Here is a 16,593-nt window from a genome sequence, read left to right as displayed (position 1 = left end):
TCTATTTTAAAAAATCTATTGATATTTTATTTTGGGATAAGAATTCATTTTCAGATGCGAGATCGTATGGTGTTTCCTTAAAGTCTGTGCCTACATCTTTTTTCGCACCAATAGTCAAGAGGTATTTCATCAAATCAGTGTCTTTAGCTGTCATCGCGGCCTTGTGTAGCGGCGTGTAGCCTTCCTTATTTTTCAAATTCACATCGATCTTATAAGTTGCTAGCAGTTTAGCTAATGCGATATCATTCTTAGCAACAGCCAAATGATACAATGTGTTGCCATTAGGTTGCACTTCTGAAACATTTAAACCATTATCAGTAAGCATTTTGAGTTTTGCATCAAAATCTTCTATCGTACGTGGACTGTAAGATTGAAAAAGGTAGTAAGCTAAATTGTTGCCTTCTAAATCTACCACATCTAGCTTTGCGCCTTTATTAACCAAAAACGCTACAATTTCTGCACTATTATTCCTAACCGCCATGGATAAGGCAGAAGCGCCTTTGGCATTTTGTTGATCGATATTTTTTAGGCTTTTTGCTAGTAGTGTTAGCGTAGGTACAGATTTGGATGATCCAGCCGCAGCAATAAAAGGGGTATTTCCATCTTTGTCTGCTTGATTTACATCAACACCTTTAGATAGGAAGTAGTTGATAACTTCATCCTGATTTGGCTTCCGTACGATATAAAACAATGCATTTTCGCCGTTACTGCCCAAAGCTGTTGGTTTCAACTTTAATCCTTCCAAATATTGATAAGTTGCTACGGTATTGCTGCTACCCCTACCGCCCTGCGCTGCCATGATAAAAGCATTATCATTATACTTTACGCCTTTTGCAATAAGCCTGTTCATTGTTTCAATGTTACCTGTTTTTGCAGCATAATTAAAAGCCGTATTTCCGGCAGCATCTACACTGTTCAAACTTAATCCCTTGGCGACAAAATAATCCGTAAGCTTAAAATCTTTATCATTCGCAATGCCGATTAAAAGCGCATTAGCACCATCATGATTGAGTTCTTTCTTTAGGTCTGCGCCGTTTGCCAAAAGCAAATCGTAAACTTTGGTATCGGCCTGGCCTGCACCCGCTGCGAAAGTTAGTGGCGTGGCACCATGACTATCCTGAAGATTTACTTTTGCTCCATTCTTAAGCAAATATTCCACCACTGGGATATTCCCTTTTGAGGCCGCCCAGAATAAATAGGTTCTGCTATCATGCGTAATTTTATTTACATCATTGCCTTTCTGCGCCAAGAGATACAAAATTGACGCTGCTGAGGCACCGTTGTTGATGGCATAAACTGCTGCATCAAAAGACATCGGGTTTAATTGAGATGGACTATTCCCTTTTTCTACCTCCGATTTTATAGTCGAAAGATCTGGATTGCCTTTCCAAAAAGCCGGATCGAAGAATACATTTTTCTGTGCCTGTACGCCCAATGCAGACATGGCCAATATCGTAAATAGAAATTTTCTTATCATACTGCTTAATCAACTCTTCAGGAACACAATATTATCCCGGAAGGATGCTGCTAAGTTAGCAAGAATCATTCTAAATAACGATAGAAAAACTTAAATTATTTAAACTAATTAAAAATAACACAGAGAGCATGTGTTTTGTGCACCTATTTAATAGCCATTTCATCCTTTGATTTACATAACGTAATCACAAATGAAACAGCAATTTGGAAATACTAACCTAAAGATGTTTTATGTTCAATTGATGAGTACCAATTAATCGGGTGCGATCTTAATTTCATGCCATCGCTTTCGACATGGTAAAGAATTATTGGATTGCTAAAATCGACAAAGCGCTCTACTTTCTTGGCCAGCTTACTCAAAAAATCGCCACTAGATATGCCTTCTTTTAAGTGAACGTAAATAACAGTTGTTGTTTTAAATTCGAAACGTTCTACAACTCCAGGCCATTCAGCTTTTATCCTATTGAGAAACATAGTAATTTTAGTATCGGTCTTTAGGTTTTCCATGCGCTTATGGTTTTGTTGCCTAAATTTAACAATTTATTCAAAAAAAGAATAATTGTAACAGACCATATACAAAAGGCTTATTTGCCAGGTTATTTCATATTTCCTGGCGGGATGAACTACGCCTTAAAGCAAATCTTTCAATACTACCCATACGTTTTCGGCAAGGATTTTATCGCCTTCAGCTGTTGGATGAATCCCATCATCCTGATTGAGCTTAGGCACGCCCCCTACCCGATCGAGCAAAAATGGAATAAGCAACATATCATTTTTTTTAGCCAATGTTGGAAAGATATTTTTAAAATCATTTGCGTATTTGGCGCCCATATTTGGAGGCACCTGCATGCCTGCCATCACCATTTTTACGCGTGGATATTTTGTTTTCACACTATCAATAATGCTTTGGAGATTTTTCTGCGTTTGCGCAATTGGTAACCCACGTAAACCATCATTTGCGCCTAGTTCTAGCACAAAAATATCAATGGGCTGTTTCAGCAACCAGGAAATTCTACTTTTACCTGCTGCAGATGTTTCGCCACTTAAACCACCATTGATAACCTTGTATGGCATCTTCAATGAATCGATTTTATTTTGAATGAGCGCCGGGTAAGCTTCCGTAGGATCTAAACCATAACCAGCAGTAAGGCTGGTTCCAAAAAAAAGGATGTTCTTTTGTTTTGACGCTGAAACATTTCGACCCTGCTTTACCGAGTCTGAATTTTCATCGTTTGAGTTTTCGCTTTTTTTATTGCTGCAGGCCATAACAGTTATCCCTAAAACAATTAAGCCAATCAAGCGTTTTCGTAACATATTATTTATTTATTGCTCTAATTTAAAACCATTATCTTAACAGCCTAAGCTTGGTTATGTTTGGCAAATATCTATATACAAATCCTAAAAGAATAAGCTATTGGAAAGTATTTTAAACATTCGGAATGTAAGCAAAGTATACGAGAACGCCGGAAGATCATTAAGTGTTTTAAGCGATATTAATTTCTCCATCGAAAAAGGTGCTACCGTTGCCATTACAGGCCCATCAGGCAGTGGGAAAACAACATTACTTGGGTTATGTGCAGGTTTGGATAGTGCAAGCAATGGATCTGTGGAGTTGAGCAATATTGCTCTTGAAAAATTAAATGAAGATGAAAGAGCCGCTGTTAGAAATCAATATGTAGGCTTTATCTTTCAAAATTTCCAATTGTTACCCACCCTTACCGCTTTAGAAAATGTGATGGTACCTATGGAGTTAAGAGGCGCAAAGCAGATTAAAACAAAGGCTATGGAACTGTTAGAAAAAGTTGGGCTAGCAGAACGGGCGCACCATTACCCGGTTCAACTTTCTGGAGGCGAGCAGCAGCGGGTATCTTTAGCAAGGGCTTTTTCCAATCAACCGGCTATTCTTTTTGCCGATGAGCCTACAGGAAATTTAGATGCGGAAACCAGTGAGAAAGTGATTAAACTTTTATTTGATTTGAATAAAGATGCAGGAACTACATTGGTAATTGTAACCCACGATTTAGAGCTTGCGGCAAAAACCAGCCGAACGATTAAGATTAAAGGCGGTACCATTATATCAGATGAAAAGCCAAGTTATGCCCAATAAGCTCCCACAGCCCAAGATAAAATTATCGTGGCTTTTTAAAATGGCCTGGCGAGACAGCCGCAAAAATCGTTCTCGCTTGTTGTTATTCATATCTTCTATCGTTTTAGGTATTGCTGCTTTAGTCGCAGTTTATGCATTTAAAGACAATTTGCAAAACGATATCGATGCACAAGCCAAAGAACTTACAGGAGCCGATCTGGTATTAGATAGCAGAAAAGGGGTTTCTAAATCGATGCAGAAAATGCTCGATACCCTTGGAGACGACCGCTCTCAGGAGAAAACCTTTGCCTCGATGATCTATTTTAAGAAAGGCGGAGGAAGCAGGTTGGTGCAAATGAAAGCATTGAAAGGTAACTACCCCTATTATGGGATAATAGAAACCATGCCTGCTGCCGCGGCCAAAACCTTTCAGGCTAATCAGGATGCGTTGGTAGACCAAACCCTGATGCTCCAGTTTGGCGCAAAGGTTGGCGATTCGCTAAAAGTGGGTGATATAAGTTTCAAGATTGCGGGCAGCTTAATTAAAGCACCCGGACAGACCGGTATTGCAGCTACGGTTGCACCAACTGTGTATATTCCAATGGCTTTATTAGATAAGACTAATCTGATTAAAACCGGCAGCAGAATCAATAACAAATTCTATTATAAATATGATGATCCAAGCGGCATCGACCAGTGGGTTAAGAAAAATGAAAATAAGTTAGAGACCGAAGGATTCGACGCTGACACGGTAGAATCTCGGAAGGAGCAAACCGGAAGATCATTTAAAGATGTAAACAGATTTCTTGCTCTTTCGGGTTTTATTGCTTTGCTTTTGGGGTGCGTAGGTGTTGGCAGCGCCATTCACGTGTATATTCAAGAGAAGTTAAGCGCCATCGCTACGCTTCGTTGCCTTGGTTTAAAATCGAGACACGCTTTTTTAATCTACCTCATACAGGTCTTTTTCATTGGGTTAATTGCAGCAATTATAGGTTCAGCCATTGGAACCGGGATACAATTTCTTTTGCCAATCGTACTTAAAGATTTTCTCCCGGTAGAAATTACAATGCAAATTTCATGGCCTGCCGTTACCCAGGGAATATTACTAGGCTTGGTTATTTCAGTCCTTTTTGCGTTGCCATCTTTATTATCGGTAAGAAAAATATCGCCACTTAATGCCATAAGGGTATCCTTTGAAAAGGCAAAGGCAAAGCGTTTTGATGCTTTAAATATGTTGGTTTACCTGGCAATGGTGGCTTTCATTGTAGCTTTTACGCACTTGCAAATGAAAACATGGGTACAAACGTTATCCTTTACGCTAAGCATTGGCATTGCGTTTTTACTGTTGATTGGGCTTTCAAAAATCTTAATGTTCGTGGTGCGAAAGCTTTTACCAAGCACCGCAAACTACCTATGGCGACAAGGCTTTGCCAATTTGTATCGCCCTAACAATCAAACCTTAATGCTAACAGTATCAATAGGTTTATCAACAGCCTTCATTTGCACATTATTTTTTGTACAGGGTATTTTAATGAGCAGGGTTACATTATCATCAGGTAGCAACCAGCCAAACCTGGTGATGTTCGATATCCAGAATTCGCAGAAGGAAGGGCTAGATAGCCTTACGCAATCGTTTAAACTTCCGTTGATTAATCAGGTACCCGTGGTTACCATGCGCATTGAAGAAATCAACGGTAAAACATCCGGCATTGATACCAATAACCGCAGGGCATACAGAAACGAGATTCGTGCTACTTATCAAGATACGCTGACCGTTGCCGAGAAAATTGTAGAAGGAAAATGGATTGGCAAAGTTAAGCCCGACGAAACAGTTTATATTTCGCTAGATCAGCGCTACGCAGCACAAATAAATGTTGGCTTGAACGATAAAATTCTATTTAACGTACAGGGCATGATGATTCCAACCGTAGTGGGTAGCCTTAGGGAAGTAAACTGGAGTAAAATGCAGACCAACTTTCGGGTGGTTTTTCCAAGTGGAATATTAGAACAAGCACCGCAGTTCCATGTATTAATGACCCGAGTGCCTACAAATGCCGAGTCGGCAGCGTTTCAAGGTGAGGTGGTTAAGAATTTCCCAAATGTTTCTGTAGTGGATTTGGATCTGGTATTGAAACTATTAGATGAACTACTGGACAAGATCGGTTTTGTAATCCAGTTTATGGCGGGTTTTAGTATGGTTACCGGGTGGATTGTATTGGTATCGGCCGTGCTAACCAGCAGGAACCAACGTGTTAAAGAAAGCATCTTGTTGCGAACAATGGGCGCCAGCAAAAAGCAAATCGTTGCCATCAATGCGATAGAATATTTCTTCCTTGCGGTGTTTGCCGCAGGTGCGGGGATGATTTTGGCTTTTGCCGGAAGTTGGGTATTGGCTAAGTTTGCTTTCGATGCGGTGTTTATCCCGCCACTCCTGCCGACCCTTTTACTATTGGGTTCGGTTTTAGTGATCGTAATTGTAACCGGGGTTTTAAGCACACGCAGTATTTTGAATCAACCACCATTAAAAATACTCCGTAATGAAGGTTAACCTAAATGTGACTGGTCGCCAATAATAGAATGACCCATATTACGCTAAACACACTGCCAATGTAGACTACTTGCATGTGCTGTTTTAAATTCTTCTTTATGATTCCTGCATAAAGCAGCCAACCGAAAAACAACACAAAATAAGCGGGAATAAGGAAAATTAACATGATTGGAGATCTAGTAAGTTAGCATTGTGTAACATCATTTAAATATACCATAAACTATTGAGAATGTCTATTACCAGCAATCAAATTTAGGCCATTGTGATAGATGCAAAAGCAATTTTGAAGAAACATTTTAACAACCTTCTTGTTTAAAACACAGACAAGTTGAAAATGAATAATAAGCTTCGGAATTCGGTTTTATTAGCCACATTAGGCGCTATTGTTTTGTGTTACGCCAGCTGCAGTGTTTCCATCCCAAAAGGTGCCATCGCGGTTAACCCTTTCCAAAAAGACAAATATTTGGGTAAATGGTATGAGATTGCCCGCTTCGATTTCAGATTTGAAAAAAATCTGAATAATGTTACGGCGACATACACGCTAAATGATGACGGTAGCATCAAAGTTGATAACCGTGGGTACGACTATGTTAAGAAAGAATGGAAACAAAGTGTGGGCAAAGCTAAATTTGTGAATGAACCCACAGAAGGCCGACTTAAGGTTTCTTTCTTCGGCCCATTTTACGCCGGATATAACGTAATTGAAATCGATCCAAACTACCAATATGCTTTGGTAGTAGGAAACAATCTCGATTATATGTGGATTCTATCTCGCACCACCACCATTCCAGAAACGATAAAACAAGCCTACTTAAAAAAAGCAGTAGCATTAGGTTATGAAACCAAAAAACTGGTTTGGACCAAACACGACCAATAGTTAATGGTGGTGTATTTTTCCTTCCAATTCCTGCTCATCTGTTAAATCTAAACGAAGGGGTGTTATCGAAACGAAATCATTTTCCACCGCCCAACGATCCGTATTTTCCTCTGCAGCTTCAAGTGGGGTTACGGTAATCCAATAATGTTTGCGTTCCATCGGATCGACGCCTGGAACCACATGACCATCGTATAATCTAACAGATTGACGGGTCCATCTGATGTCTTTCGGCGCTGGTGGAAAGTTTACGTTATACAAACCCAGTTCATCATCTTTCAATAATAAATTAAACACTTGTGCCACAAACGGTGCTAGACCATCGAAATCAGGCTCTGTTTTGCCCACGGGCGTGCTCAAAGCGATTCCCTTCACACCCAATAAGACAGCCTGTTTAGCTGCTGCAAGCGTGCCAGAATGCCACATCGAGTTGCCAAGATTTGGCCCCATGTTGATTCCTGAAAGCACCACTTGCGTATCTGGATACATGTGCAGACCTAGTGCAACACAATCTGCAGGTGTGCCATTAACACGATGTGCCTGAATGTTCTCGAAAGTTATAGGTGATGATTTGATAGACAACGGCCTGGAATGGGTAATTGCATGGCCCATCGATGATTGTTCAACATCGGGCGCAACGATTCTAACTGTGCCAAACTGAACTGCAATTTTGGCTAAGGCTGCAATTCCCGGGCTGTAGATGCCATCATCATTTGTAATAAGAATATTCATAATTAAATGTTTTTAAATAGGTATATAGTCAAAACCTAATTCCTATGGTATTGTTCATAGCAATATGAAAAAAGCAGATAAACTGGTGAGGTTGATCCATAATCCGAGCGCCGGAGAAGGCAATTACGGTAAGAAAGAGATCATAAAGATCATGAAAAAGCACGGCTACACATGTTCGTATGCATCATCAGAAAAAAAATCGCTTAAAGATATTGCCCCTGAAACACAGTTTATCGCTATTGCAGGCGGCGACGGAACCATTAGAAAAACCATTATGAATTTGCTTACCAAGCAGTTGAAGTTTAAAAGACCAATTGCTTTGCTACCTTTTGGTACAGCCAACAATATTGCTACTTCGTTAGGAATTAATGAAGATGTAAGTAAAAATGTATCAACCTGGGATGATTACAAACTTCGAAATTTCGATGTTGGACAAGCTTTAGGACTTAAAAAAGCAGCTTATTTCATTGAGGCGTTGGGATTTGGATTATTTCCAAAACTCATAACTACCCTCACAAAACTAGACACAGACCACATTGAAACCGCTGAAGAGGAGTTTGAGTTGGCACTGAAAACACTTCTGGAAATTACCCGAAACTATCCGGCTGTTAGTTGCAAATTGCTGCTTGATGGAAAACTCGTTGAAAAGAAATGCCTCCTTGTAGAGGTGATGAATATTTCCAGGCTTGGCCCAAATTTAAAATTAAGTGAAAAAGCCGATCCCGGCGATGGATTTTTCGATGTGGTTATCATAGAAGAAAGTAAACGCAAGGTGATGGAAAAGTACATAGAGGAAATTGCAAAGGGGAAAAAACCTGCTTTTCCAATAAAGCCGGTGTTAGCCAAAGAGATAAAAATAAGCTGGAAAGGGAAAGATTTTCATATTGATGATGAGATCATTAATCAACATAAACCCTATGAACTAACTATTGGCATAATGCACCGCTTAATTGAAGTAATTGTAAACAAAGATGCGTTAGTGTAAGCGCGAATAATTAATTTCGAACAATGATTAGATTAAATAACGATACACCTAAAGACGTGCTGCGTGAAGTGAAAATTGGCGACATGGTGACGGATACCTTTAGTAAAACCGGTTTGGTAGAAAAAATCGAAATTACAGATGATGGCCTCTATAACATTTACGAATTCTATTTGGTAACGGGCAGAACGATAACGATTAAACAATAATCGATCAACCACCTTGCGATGATTGACCGATCAATTATATACTGAGAAATACATTACTTTATGTCTAACGCCTTTAGAATGGCGATTATATCTTCTTCCCCATATTGCTTTTCGGCGCTTTCGAAAGTTTTAAGTGCTGCAGATACTAAAGGTGTAGAGATTCCTTCTGCTTGTGCTAGTTTCAAATCTTTAACGATGTGTTTTAAAGCAAAGGCAGCTTTGTAGTTGTCTGCGAGGATTGCATCACCTTTTATTTTTGTAAAGGTATTTCCTATGGCGGCATTGCCGATTAATTCTAAAAGAGCTGCAGGTTCAATTCCTTTTTCTTGAGCAAAAAGAACGGTTTCGGCCAGTCCTTGTGCATATAAGGCCAAGAGCGAATTAATAGCCAATTTGGCGTTGTTGCCAGCCCCTGTATCTCCTACTAAATTAGCGAGTTTGCCCATTACATTAAGTATAGGTTTTGTCTTTTCAAAAGCAGCATGTTTACCACCCACCATAATTACCAACTGACCTGTTTCTGCTTGCTTTACACTTCCTGAAACGGGTGCATCAAGATATTCGCCGCCTTGAGCCTGACAAAGTGCAGCTATTTCCTTCGAAATGCCAGGCGAAACCGTACTCATGTTAATGATGATTTTATCTTTTAGATTAATATGGGATAATCCATTTTCCCCTTCAAAAATTGCCTTTATGGCACGATCATCAGACACCATGATGATGATAAAATCAGATTCCGCAGCGGCTTCAGCTGGATTCTCGGCAGCCTTTGCACCAAGTTTCACCAATGGAGACTGTTTCTCCTGATCTCTGTTGAAGACTGTTAGCGGGTATTCTGCTTGTAATAATTGTTCGGCCATGGGCTTACCCATATTCCCAAGACCGATAAATCCTATCCGTATATTATTCATGTTAAATTAATCTTGATGGTTAAATTGACGAAAATAAATTAAATTTTGTCAATGTAAATTAATACCTCCTGGAAATAAATTGATCGTTACGGTGGAAGCTTAAGGTTTCAAAATGGTTACCAACTGATCGAGCAATGGTATTTGCCTGTCTTTAATAACTTTAATGGCTTCACCGTAGGTAAACCAATCTCCCTTGTCAATCTCTACAAAACTTGCTGTTTTACCAGACTTAGGCGGCCATTCCATATCGAAAGTATTGCTTACCAATGTATTTGGATCAAGATTTCCTTCAACTGCCCAACACAATACTTTTTTACCGCCTTTTTGGATAATGGGTTCAAGCTCGATGAATTCTCCTTCGACTTTTGTACCCACTTCTTCCTCAAATTCCCTGATAGCTGCATCCAAAGGTAACTCATCTCCTTCGAATTCTCCCTTAGGAATTGACCACACACCCAAATGCTTTTTTACATAAAATGGCCCTCCCGGATGCACGAGGAAAAAAGATAACTCGGAGCCAACTTTCCGGTAAAGTAACAATCCAGCACTCTGTCTCATTCGACTAAGATTTACAAATAATTATCATTCAATAAGAATAATACAATATTGCTTATTAAAGGTTTGGTTTGGTAGATAGCTTGGAACGCTAAAACTTAATTACCAGTTTGCCAATTGTGGTACCTGATTCAAGCTGACGGTGCGCTTCCTTCAAACTTTCTACTGACAGGCCATGCAATGTAGTGGTAAGCGTACTGGAGATAATGCCCTCATCTACCCAATTGGCGATCGTATTTAAGATGGTATGCTGTTGTTCCATATCGTCGGTTTCGAACATTGATCTTGTAAACATCAACTCCCAATGGAAACTAACACTTTTCCCTTTTAGTTGACGAAGGTTTACAGGCCCTGTCGGATCGCTGATGGAGCCAATTTGTCCTTGTGGTTTAATCAGCACTACAAACGCATCCCAATATTGGTTAACATCTACAAAATCGAGGATGTAATTTACCTGATCATATCCCGCGGCCTTCATATCTGCTACCAGATTTTTATGATTAACGACTACATCGGCACCCATTTTTTTACACCAGTCCACAGAGTTTTCTCTGGATGCCGTAGCGATTACTTGTAAGCCCAACACCTGTTTAGCAATTTGAATGGCGATAGAGCCCACACCACCTGCACCACCAATAATCAAGATCGATTTTCCTTCATCCTTGGTTTTGCTCAGGCGCATCCGATCGAATAAGATTTCGTAAGCGGTAAGTGCAGTAAGCGGTAATGCAGCGATCTCTTCAGTAGATAACTGTCTGGGAGCACAACCAACGATCCTTTCATCAACCAATTGAAATTCCTGGTTTGATCCCGCTTTGTTGAGGTCGCCCGCATAAAAAACCCGATCGCCAACATTAAATAATGATACATTATCTCCAACTGCTTCAACAACGCCTACGGCATCCCACCCAATGATTTTTGGCTCATCAGACACCTGCTCTTTCAGGCTATTTTGCCTTATCTTGTAATCAACAGGGTTTACGCTAACGGCTTCAATCTTTACCAATAACTGTCTTTGTGTAGGTTGTGGTATTTCTTTTTCAAACTGAATGAAACTATTTGTTTCCTCAATAGGTAGCGATGTTTTAAATCCTATGGCTTTCATAAATCTGTTTAAAATGAATAAATGTATTACGCCACTGGAGAGTGGCCGAATTTTAAGCTAAAATACCAACTGATTGGGTATGTTGATGGCCGTCTACGCAAAATTGCACTTAATTTAGTTTTTTTTGACACCACGTAAATTATTTGGTAGCATCACACGATAAAACAAATCAAAGCGCTTGAATTCATTAACTAAATTGGATGCAATAAAAAAGGGAACCTGTTAAACAAATCCCCATATCTTGTAATTATTAAACCTTTTTTGAGCGTACGCTTTACCTATAGCAATCCGTACAGACCATGTGCATAGCTACGCAGAGACGAGGAAACGGTACTCATCTTTTCTGGCGATGGACCTTTTACTTTGTAGGCTTCTGGATGAAGTGCTAACGGCTGATCATAAATTGTGGTGGTGTTGTTCTTGTTGCTTAAATTAGCATGTTGTTCTTCGCTTATCTTTAAAGGTGCCATAATGTATCTTTTATAGCTTCAATAACATTGCAGGCAATATTTTGTTTGCTTCAAACTAAAAAATTCGTCGCAATTGTTACAGTACATCAAGCGCTCGTAAAAGCTATTACTCAATGGTCGATATCCAATTTTCGGTAAGCGACTTTTTAACCGGAACTGCTGCAGATACAATTTTTAAGATGCCTCCTTTATTGATGTCATCCTGGGTGATGAAATTTTTGTTCCAAAGCTTCCCGTTCAGGAATACCTGTTTGATATATTTGTTTTTCGGACTGAAATTTTCTACCTCTATCTTAAAATTCTTCCCGTTAGGAAGCTGAAAGTTTAAGCTAGTAAAAAGAGGAACATTTAAATAGTAAACTGGCCAACCTACGCATGCTGGAGAAAACCCACTTGCGGCAAACACATACCAGGCACTCATGGCGCCTGCATCATCGTCCATAGTGCGCAGGTATGCCTGCGGTTGGTTGCGGTAAATTTTCCCTATGTAGCTTCCTATTCCCCGGCTGTTATCGTTAAAATAATTTTGAATAACAGTATCTGCGGCAATCTGGCGCATCCAATATTGGGATTTAAAACCCTGATCGGTTACGTTATACATTAACGGAACCTGAAGATCGGGTTCGTTGGCATGATTATATAAATCTCGCTCGAAAAACTCATCTAATTTGGCGATATAAGCTTCCTCCCCTCCATCTAGTTCAATCAAACCTTTAAAATCGTACGGCACAAACCAGCGATATTGCCAAATGGTTCCTTGGTATAATCCTCTAGCCTGCATCCTGTCTACATCGTTCTTACTTAAATCTTTAAAATCTTTGTTCCAATAGGTTTTGTATTCCAGCGCCTTACGTTTGTAAACCTGTGCCTTTTCAGTATTATTTAAGATTGTATAGATTTCTGAGAGCGCCCAATTATCGTAACTGCTTTCTAAGGCTTTATCTGGCGATTTGTAGTCCAGGCCAGCAACTTCTTTTTCTAAGGAATCGATAATCTGGTTAAAATTTACGGGATAGCCCTTTCGGTAGGCATCCAATAAAACAACAATCGCATGCTCAGACCTTACGGTGTTAGATGGTTCGTATTGACCAGCATAATCTTTTTTTCCTGAGTTATACAAGTCGGCAATAGATGTAACCATGCCAGCGTAACGATCTTGTGCAATTAGCGAAAGTAAAGGAAGCTGAGTTCTATAATTATCCCAAATGGCCCAACCATTGTATCGGATTTGTCGGTCGGTTTTTAATTCGCCTTTTGTATTCCGGTATTGCCCATTGCTTTCTGATATAACATAGGGCGACTGCATCGTACGATATAATAACGAATAAAATAATTTTGCACTTTCCATATCGCCACTAACCGCTATTTTCGCCAGCTGATTATTCCAATCTGTGGCACTTTGTACCTTAAGGGCGGCCAGGGTCTTGGTGCTTATATCTGCTTTGGCCGCTTCTGTGTCTACTGAAGAAAGTGCCACGTTAAGTTCAGCAGAAGTGGCACTTTCGTCTATTTTCGCTACAAACTCATGCTTAGATTGCTGTACCCATGTTGCATTGCCCTCCAATTTCAGGTAATAGTAAATGCGGTATTTTCCTGCGCCGCATGTCGTTTTCGATTCGATCCATCCAGAGAGTGCGTTTTTGTTAAGCGTATGTTCTTCTTTTACAAAAGCACCGTTAAAAGCATATCCCAAATCAAGATAGATCCCTTTATCTCCCTTTGGAAACTGATATACATGTTTGCCCAAATTTCCTAGCACTGCAAAGCTGGCTTTAATCCGATTTTCGAAACCAACTTCGTAATATCCCGGAGATGCTTTTTCTGAAGATTTTATCAATATTGATTTTTTGGGATCGTTGCCCAGGAAAGGTTTAACGAAAATGTTTCCCCCAGAACCCTGGCATCCCACTCCTTCGAACCGGTTATGGGTAAAACCCTCAAATTTTTTGGCCAGGTATTCATAGCCCATATGTGTCTTCGGATACGTTTGCGGACCAATACTTAGCATAGAAAAGGGATAAGATGCTGCCGGGGACATTTGACCATGATCGCCAGATGAGCCTAAAAAAACATTTACCAATTCTACAGGCTTGTGTTGGGTGATGGAAAAAATACGAGACGGCTGTTGGGCTAAAATATTCAGTTTCATCAACAGCAGTATGGATAAGGTTTTAATGGCAAGCTTCATCTTAGAGTATTTATCTGCCGAAAATAATATTTTAAGCTGAAGTAAAACTTATGTATTGGTTAATTTACGAATGCTTGTGCAACAAAAAAGCCATTCCGAAATATCCGAAATGGCCTTCAAAAAATGTCTTGGTACTTATTTAATCATTACCGGAACAGCGATTTTATCCCATTCTAATGAAAAGCCAGATTTAGTAATTTTGTAAACCAAACGTTCTTGAGTAGCTTTCAATGCTTTTGTTTTTACATCAACGCGTAATGCGTCTTTCGATTCCTCATATTTGTAAGCACCCCATTGTTTTGGCTCTTTGTTAAAAATGGCTGTCCAGGTGCCGCTTTCTTTCGGGATTAAGAAAAAACTATACTTCCCTGCTGGCAATGCTTTGCCTTCTACCATAATATCTTTATCGGTTTCGAAAGTGGTGGCTTCGTTTGCGCCTGCACGCCAAACTTTATCCCAAGCTTCTAAACCACCCCAGATTTTACGCCCTTTAACCGCAGGACTGCTGTAGGTGATGGTAATAGTAGCATTTTTAACCTTACCAGTCGCAGTAGCCGCCGGACTTGGTTTAGGCTGTGCATCTTGTGCCATCGCACTTACCGAAATCGTAATTGCCGTAAAAAGCAAAGCGATGGATTTAATCATTGTTCTCATAGTAATATTATTATCTGTTTTGTTGTTTTTTTTACGAATTTAAAACTTTAGGACGATAAAATAATAATCCTAAAGTCGAAAAGATAATTACTGCCGCTGCACCAACCACATTTAGCCATAAGAATGAAACGACATCAAATTCATAAACGGCGATTACCATAATTTCTGATAATATTGCCGAAATAAATACCAAAGGGCCATCTATCTTTTTAAAATAGAAAGCCACTAAGAAAATACCGAGAATTGGGCCATAAAATAGCGAACCCAGCACGTTTACCGCTTCAATTAAAGATCCCATTTGTGTGGCAAACATAGCCACGGCAATAGAAAAAATTCCCCAGGCCAAGGTATGCAACCTGCTAAATCTTAATTCCTGGCGATCGTCAGGCTGGTCTTTGCTAAAAATGAGATGTACGTCTTTAAGTGAGCAAGCCGCCAGCGAATTTAGTGCAGCAGAAATAGAACCCCAGCTGGCTAAAAATATAACTGCAAATAGCAGCCCGACCATCCCCACCGGGAGTGTATTTTTAACGAAGTATAGAAAGATATAATTGGTATCAGTTTTTTCGGCATTAAGGTTCGATTGATTGATGGCATCTTCAACCTTGCCATGTAAAACCTTTACCTGTTGTTGTGTAGCCTTAAACTTATCAATTGAAGCTGTTAATGTAGGCGCATTTGCCGCTTTCTCTTTGAGGATCGTCTTAGCCTGGAGATTAAACTGCTTTTCTAATAACTGGTGCTCCTTCTCAAACACGGCCGCTTCCTGTGGCCTGGTATCTTTAAGCGATTGATAAGAACGCTCGTTAAAATAAATGGGTGCAGGCTTCAGCGAGAAGAAAGCAAATAACAATGCGCCAATTAATAAAATAGCAAATTGCATGGGTATTTTAACCAAACCATTTAACAATAATCCCATTTTGGCATTGGTATTATCTTTAGCAGTTATGTAACGCCCAACCTGACTTTGATCGGTACCGAAGTAAGAAAGCGCCAGGAAGAAACCACCAATCAAACCACTCCAAATGTTGTATTTATCTTTCCAGTCGAAATCTGTTGTAATCACATTTAGTTTACCCGATTTGCCTGCCAGGTATAATGCATCTTTAAAGCCAACGCCGTTTGGCATATTCTGAATGAGTAGAAATGCGGCGAAACCCATTGTTCCCAAGATAATTAAGAACTGAAGTTTTTGGGTGTGGGCAATGGCTTTAGCGCCGCCAACATAAGTATAAATTAATAAAATACCACCCGTTAAAACATTGGTAAGGTAAATGTTCCAGTTAAGTACGCTCGATAAAATGATGCTCGGAGCGTAGATGCTAATACCAGTAGATAATCCCCTGGAAAATAGAAACAGTAAGGATGTAAGTACCCTCGTTTTCTTATCAAAACGATTTTCCAGGTACTCATAGGCAGTGTAAACATTCAGCTTCTGGAAGATCGGAATGAACGTAATGCAGATGACAATCATCGCCAACGGCAAACCAAAGTAGTATTGAACGAAGCGCATACCATCGGTATAGGCCTGCCCCGGTGCAGATAAAAAGGTAATTGCACTTGCTTGAGTAGCCATGATACCAAGAAGCACAATGTACCATGGCATTTTATTATCGGCCTTTAGGTATGAGGCATTACTTTTCTGGCCTCTGCCTATGAAAACCCCATAGACCACGATAACCAAAAGTGTGGCAATAAGCACAATCCAATCTATACTGCTCATGCCCAAATTTTAGTAAAGAGGTAGTACAGAAAAATTTGAAACACCAATGCCGCAGTCAACAGGAGGTACCAGGTATTCCA

At 39.8% G+C, this 16,593-nt stretch carries 16 protein-coding genes; 5 read left to right on the top strand and 11 right to left on the bottom strand.

Features of this window, described 5'->3' with window-relative positions; translation table 11 throughout:
• Nucleotide 1: 1 nt before the first annotated feature.
• From OQ268_RS15095 to OQ268_RS15085, 3 genes are all read right to left on the bottom strand, one after another.
• Complete coding sequence (locus tag OQ268_RS15095; RefSeq protein WP_265857269.1) at nucleotides 2-1,477, bottom strand: ankyrin repeat domain-containing protein; 1,476 nt, start codon at nucleotides 1,475-1,477, stop codon at nucleotides 2-4.
• A 212-nt stretch (nucleotides 1,478-1,689) separates the two neighbouring features.
• Nucleotides 1,690-1,983 carry a hypothetical protein gene (locus OQ268_RS15090; RefSeq protein WP_265857268.1) on the bottom strand — a complete coding sequence of 98 codons (294 nt, stop codon included), beginning with the start codon at nucleotides 1,981-1,983 and terminating at the stop codon, nucleotides 1,690-1,692.
• Nucleotides 1,984-2,106: 123 nt separating this feature from the next.
• Nucleotides 2,107-2,790: an arylesterase gene (locus OQ268_RS15085; RefSeq protein ID WP_265857267.1), complete on the bottom strand. Its 684-nt coding sequence runs from the start codon at nucleotides 2,788-2,790 to the stop codon at nucleotides 2,107-2,109.
• 100 nt (nucleotides 2,791-2,890) lie between these two features.
• Here OQ268_RS15085 and OQ268_RS15080 point away from each other — a divergent pair, with 100 nt between their 5' ends.
• The 3 genes from OQ268_RS15080 (at nucleotide 2,891) to OQ268_RS15070 (ending at nucleotide 6,987) form a co-directional block, all read left to right on the top strand.
• Nucleotides 2,891-3,583 carry an ABC transporter ATP-binding protein gene (locus OQ268_RS15080; RefSeq protein WP_265857266.1) on the top strand — a complete coding sequence of 231 codons (693 nt, stop codon included), beginning with the start codon at nucleotides 2,891-2,893 and terminating at the stop codon, nucleotides 3,581-3,583.
• On the top strand, nucleotides 3,558-6,110 hold the full coding sequence (locus OQ268_RS15075) for an ABC transporter permease (RefSeq protein ID WP_265857264.1): 2,553 nt from the start codon (nucleotides 3,558-3,560) through the stop codon (nucleotides 6,108-6,110). Before OQ268_RS15080 ends, OQ268_RS15075 begins: the two co-directional genes overlap by 26 nt.
• 334 nt (nucleotides 6,111-6,444) lie before the next feature.
• On the top strand, nucleotides 6,445-6,987 hold the full coding sequence (locus OQ268_RS15070; protein WP_265857262.1) for a lipocalin family protein: 543 nt from the start codon (nucleotides 6,445-6,447) through the stop codon (nucleotides 6,985-6,987).
• Here OQ268_RS15070 and surE read toward each other — a convergent pair whose 3' ends face one another.
• A complete protein-coding gene (gene surE / locus OQ268_RS15065; RefSeq protein ID WP_265857261.1) occupies nucleotides 6,988-7,716 on the bottom strand; it encodes a 5'/3'-nucleotidase SurE in 729 nt (242 codons plus the stop codon). It abuts the gene before it with no gap.
• A 64-nt stretch (nucleotides 7,717-7,780) separates the two neighbouring features.
• Here surE and OQ268_RS15060 point away from each other — a divergent pair, with 64 nt between their 5' ends.
• On the top strand, nucleotides 7,781-8,701 hold the full coding sequence (locus OQ268_RS15060; RefSeq protein ID WP_265857259.1) for a diacylglycerol/lipid kinase family protein: 921 nt from the start codon (nucleotides 7,781-7,783) through the stop codon (nucleotides 8,699-8,701).
• Between the two features lie 23 nt (nucleotides 8,702-8,724).
• Nucleotides 8,725-8,907: a hypothetical protein gene (locus tag OQ268_RS15055; protein WP_265857257.1), complete on the top strand. Its 183-nt coding sequence runs from the start codon at nucleotides 8,725-8,727 to the stop codon at nucleotides 8,905-8,907.
• Between the two features lie 53 nt (nucleotides 8,908-8,960).
• On the opposite strand, the gene OQ268_RS15050 is transcribed toward OQ268_RS15055, so the two are convergent.
• From OQ268_RS15050 to OQ268_RS15020, 7 genes are all read right to left on the bottom strand, one after another.
• Nucleotides 8,961-9,818, bottom strand: a complete 858-nt coding sequence (locus tag OQ268_RS15050) for an NAD(P)-dependent oxidoreductase (RefSeq protein ID WP_265857255.1) — start codon at nucleotides 9,816-9,818, stop codon at nucleotides 8,961-8,963.
• A 99-nt stretch (nucleotides 9,819-9,917) separates the two neighbouring features.
• Nucleotides 9,918-10,376 (bottom strand): NUDIX domain-containing protein, encoded by a 459-nt coding sequence (locus tag OQ268_RS15045; RefSeq protein WP_265857253.1) that lies wholly within the window; start codon nucleotides 10,374-10,376, stop codon nucleotides 9,918-9,920.
• Nucleotides 10,377-10,464: 88 nt separating this feature from the next.
• The gene (locus OQ268_RS15040) at nucleotides 10,465-11,478 is read right to left on the bottom strand and encodes a zinc-binding alcohol dehydrogenase family protein (protein ID WP_265857252.1); all 1,014 of its coding nucleotides are present in this window, start codon (nucleotides 11,476-11,478) and stop codon (nucleotides 10,465-10,467) included.
• A 278-nt stretch (nucleotides 11,479-11,756) separates the two neighbouring features.
• On the bottom strand, nucleotides 11,757-11,948 hold the full coding sequence (locus OQ268_RS15035; protein ID WP_265857251.1) for a hypothetical protein: 192 nt from the start codon (nucleotides 11,946-11,948) through the stop codon (nucleotides 11,757-11,759).
• 106 nt (nucleotides 11,949-12,054) lie between these two features.
• On the bottom strand, nucleotides 12,055-14,097 hold the full coding sequence (locus OQ268_RS15030) for a glycoside hydrolase domain-containing protein (RefSeq protein ID WP_265857249.1): 2,043 nt from the start codon (nucleotides 14,095-14,097) through the stop codon (nucleotides 12,055-12,057).
• Between the two features lie 174 nt (nucleotides 14,098-14,271).
• Nucleotides 14,272-14,790 (bottom strand): DUF2911 domain-containing protein, encoded by a 519-nt coding sequence (locus tag OQ268_RS15025; RefSeq protein ID WP_265857247.1) that lies wholly within the window; start codon nucleotides 14,788-14,790, stop codon nucleotides 14,272-14,274.
• Between the two features lie 31 nt (nucleotides 14,791-14,821).
• On the bottom strand, nucleotides 14,822-16,513 hold the full coding sequence (locus OQ268_RS15020) for a sodium:solute symporter (protein WP_265857245.1): 1,692 nt from the start codon (nucleotides 16,511-16,513) through the stop codon (nucleotides 14,822-14,824).
• Nucleotides 16,514-16,593: the final 80 nt, after the last annotated feature.

This window comes from Pedobacter sandarakinus (assembly GCF_026240095.1).
GTDB classification, from domain to species: domain Bacteria; phylum Bacteroidota; class Bacteroidia; order Sphingobacteriales; family Sphingobacteriaceae; genus Pedobacter; species Pedobacter sandarakinus.
Note: the sequence above shows the minus strand (reverse complement) of the source record. Positions and strands in the feature narration are given on the sequence as shown.

Excerpts from the sequence above, each read along its gene's own strand:
- OQ268_RS15070 (WP_265857262.1), top strand. The coding sequence starts at position 6,445 with ATGAATAATAAGCTTCGGAATTCGGTTTTATTAGCCACATTAGGCGCT.
- OQ268_RS15055 (WP_265857257.1), top strand. The coding sequence starts at position 8,725 with ATGATTAGATTAAATAACGATACACCTAAAGACGTGCTGCGTGAAGTG.
- OQ268_RS15075 (WP_265857264.1), top strand. The coding sequence starts at position 3,558 with ATGAAAAGCCAAGTTATGCCCAATAAGCTCCCACAGCCCAAGATAAAA.
- OQ268_RS15035 (WP_265857251.1), bottom strand. The coding sequence starts at position 11,948 with ATGGCACCTTTAAAGATAAGCGAAGAACAACATGCTAATTTAAGCAAC.
- OQ268_RS15095 (WP_265857269.1), bottom strand. The coding sequence starts at position 1,477 with ATGATAAGAAAATTTCTATTTACGATATTGGCCATGTCTGCATTGGGC.
- surE (WP_265857261.1), bottom strand. The coding sequence starts at position 7,716 with ATGAATATTCTTATTACAAATGATGATGGCATCTACAGCCCGGGAATT.
- OQ268_RS15085 (WP_265857267.1), bottom strand. The coding sequence starts at position 2,790 with ATGTTACGAAAACGCTTGATTGGCTTAATTGTTTTAGGGATAACTGTT.
- OQ268_RS15060 (WP_265857259.1), top strand. The coding sequence starts at position 7,781 with ATGAAAAAAGCAGATAAACTGGTGAGGTTGATCCATAATCCGAGCGCC.
- OQ268_RS15030 (WP_265857249.1), bottom strand. The coding sequence starts at position 14,097 with ATGAAACTGAATATTTTAGCCCAACAGCCGTCTCGTATTTTTTCCATC.
- OQ268_RS15090 (WP_265857268.1), bottom strand. The coding sequence starts at position 1,983 with ATGGAAAACCTAAAGACCGATACTAAAATTACTATGTTTCTCAATAGG.
- OQ268_RS15045 (WP_265857253.1), bottom strand. The coding sequence starts at position 10,376 with ATGAGACAGAGTGCTGGATTGTTACTTTACCGGAAAGTTGGCTCCGAG.
- OQ268_RS15025 (WP_265857247.1), bottom strand. The coding sequence starts at position 14,790 with ATGAGAACAATGATTAAATCCATCGCTTTGCTTTTTACGGCAATTACG.
- OQ268_RS15050 (WP_265857255.1), bottom strand. The coding sequence starts at position 9,818 with ATGAATAATATACGGATAGGATTTATCGGTCTTGGGAATATGGGTAAG.
- OQ268_RS15020 (WP_265857245.1), bottom strand. The coding sequence starts at position 16,513 with ATGAGCAGTATAGATTGGATTGTGCTTATTGCCACACTTTTGGTTATC.
- OQ268_RS15040 (WP_265857252.1), bottom strand. The coding sequence starts at position 11,478 with ATGAAAGCCATAGGATTTAAAACATCGCTACCTATTGAGGAAACAAAT.